The organism is Photobacterium alginatilyticum (assembly GCF_009910675.1).
GTDB classification, from domain to species: domain Bacteria; phylum Pseudomonadota; class Gammaproteobacteria; order Enterobacterales; family Vibrionaceae; genus Photobacterium; species Photobacterium alginatilyticum.
Window position 1 is genome coordinate 1 of sequence record NZ_RSEJ01000095.1, and the last position, 2,012, is coordinate 2,012.

Genomic DNA, 2,012 nt, shown 5'->3' on the forward strand with positions numbered 1-2,012 from the left:
GTCTGAGGCAGCAAAGAACGAAACAACCTGCGTTTCCCAGAACTTTAAGGACAGCCCTACGATGAGCGAATGGCCAAAGAGTTCCCGTTCTTGGGCGATGCGGTTACGACCAGATCAAAAAGCAGGCTTTTCCGATGCCTAACGCCTGGGATAAGGTGCGCCACGGTGAACTCACCAAACCCACTAAACTCCAAACCAAAAATGCCGAGTCAAACAAGTCACCTTGATACCTTTGTTATGCAACTCCATCCATTAACACGATCATACTTGGTCGAAAATCTTTCCACGCGTGATAAATCTACGACATACAGGCAACAAATCAGGACTCTGATAATTCCGATTCACTTTCAACGATTTGGGCCAGAGAAACCTACATGACAACCTGATACGGACTGGCTTGGCTGCTGCACCAAACCAATAGGCAAAGAAATGCGCCAACACTTTCACAGCTGAGCAACGTTGAAATTATAATGTTGAATTGCCAGAATCAAAGGCAACAAAGAAAACGACAACCTGCTTTATCATATAACTTTCAGGCAGCCTTTCGCTGAACGAATAGCCAGAGAAATCGAGGTATTGAACGATGAACCTTCTACCATTGAAGAACTTGGCTCTAAGGTGCATAACGCCTGCGATAAGGTGCCCCGCGCTGAACTAACAAAGCACATCGAACTTCATACCAAAACCGCCGAGTGTAACGGGTCACCTTAATTGCCTTGTTATGGCAAACTTAATAACTCTCAGTCACTTACCAAGCACGCTACCGCTACAGACTAATCTGCAAAAGCGCCTGCCAGTTTACCTTACCAATAAAACACCAACTGAAATTGATACATAACTTCATGAACCAACAAACAAAATCAGTGGCAACTTGGCAAAGAAATGCCCTTTACTAACAGATTTTAAGTGGAAGTTTCGAGATGTATTACCAATAACTGGAACCTAATAATCCTAAGCCCAATATTGACCGTTTCCTTTCGATGATGTTTCAGGTGTTTATGGCAACAATCACGTCTGCAAAATCAAGCGTGCTGCGGACAAGGCCAACCAAATTCACAGTTCGTTATGCCGAGAAGCGTTCAGGTATATCGCCTGAAAAGTTCGACTTCATAGCCGCTAAGCTTGACTCGAAACATTAGAAACAAATACCCGTTGCCTGTGCTTTATATGTGTGGCGCTATAACGCTTGCAATAAGGTGTGCCCCACTAAACCGACAAAGCGCACCGAACTTCATACCAAAACTGCCGAGTGTAACGCATCACCTTGATTGCTTTGTTAACCCTCTTGTACAAAGCAGTCTATTTTATCAATGCTCACAGAGTTCCTTTTTAGAGCCATGCAGATTGCAGAAAATAAAGTGTCGAATGTATTACGGCATCCATAACCATTTAATAGATTTTGCTCATAGTTTTCATCAACGTTTAATCCACACCTAAACACAATACCATTAATACTTTGTGCTATATCTGGTGTACACCTAAGTATTTCAAGCATTCTGCTTCTATTGGCCTCATCATCTAGGCGAGCAGTATCAAGTCTATGTGCAAAGTCATTTCTGATAGCTTTGAACTTATTTAACTTTGACCTCACTTCCTTTTTAATAATTCCAAGCCGATAACACATCTCAATTTTTGCAGAAAAACTACCTAATGGTGCATAAGGCCCACTGAAAAGTTCGTCTTTCTTGTTTACAGGGTCTAGTAGGAATCCTTTAAGTAATTCTTCTAACGTCGCATCAAGAATTGAGGCTGAAAGTATAACTGCTCCACGATCACTCTCCGCTGATATTAATTCATGATATTCTGAAAATAACCTTGACGCCTCAGGGCCTGATAATTTGCTCATAATTCTCCTTTAGAGGGTTAACGCCAGCAATAAGGTGCGCCACGATGAACTCACCAAGCCCACTGGACTTCAAACCAAAACCGCCGAGTGTAACGCGTCACCCTTGATTGCCTTGTTATGGCAAAATTGAATAAACACAAGGACTTAACAGCAACTCTACTGCCAC

1 protein-coding gene is annotated in these 2,012 nt (G+C 42.5%); it reads right to left on the minus strand.

What is annotated here, in order from left to right; genetic code table 11:
• Positions 1-1,276: 1,276 nt before the first annotated feature.
• Positions 1,277-1,846: a hypothetical protein gene (locus EIZ48_RS28100; RefSeq protein ID WP_160658673.1), complete on the minus strand. Its 570-nt coding sequence runs from the start codon at positions 1,844-1,846 to the stop codon at positions 1,277-1,279.
• Between the last annotated feature and the right edge of the window lie 166 nt (positions 1,847-2,012).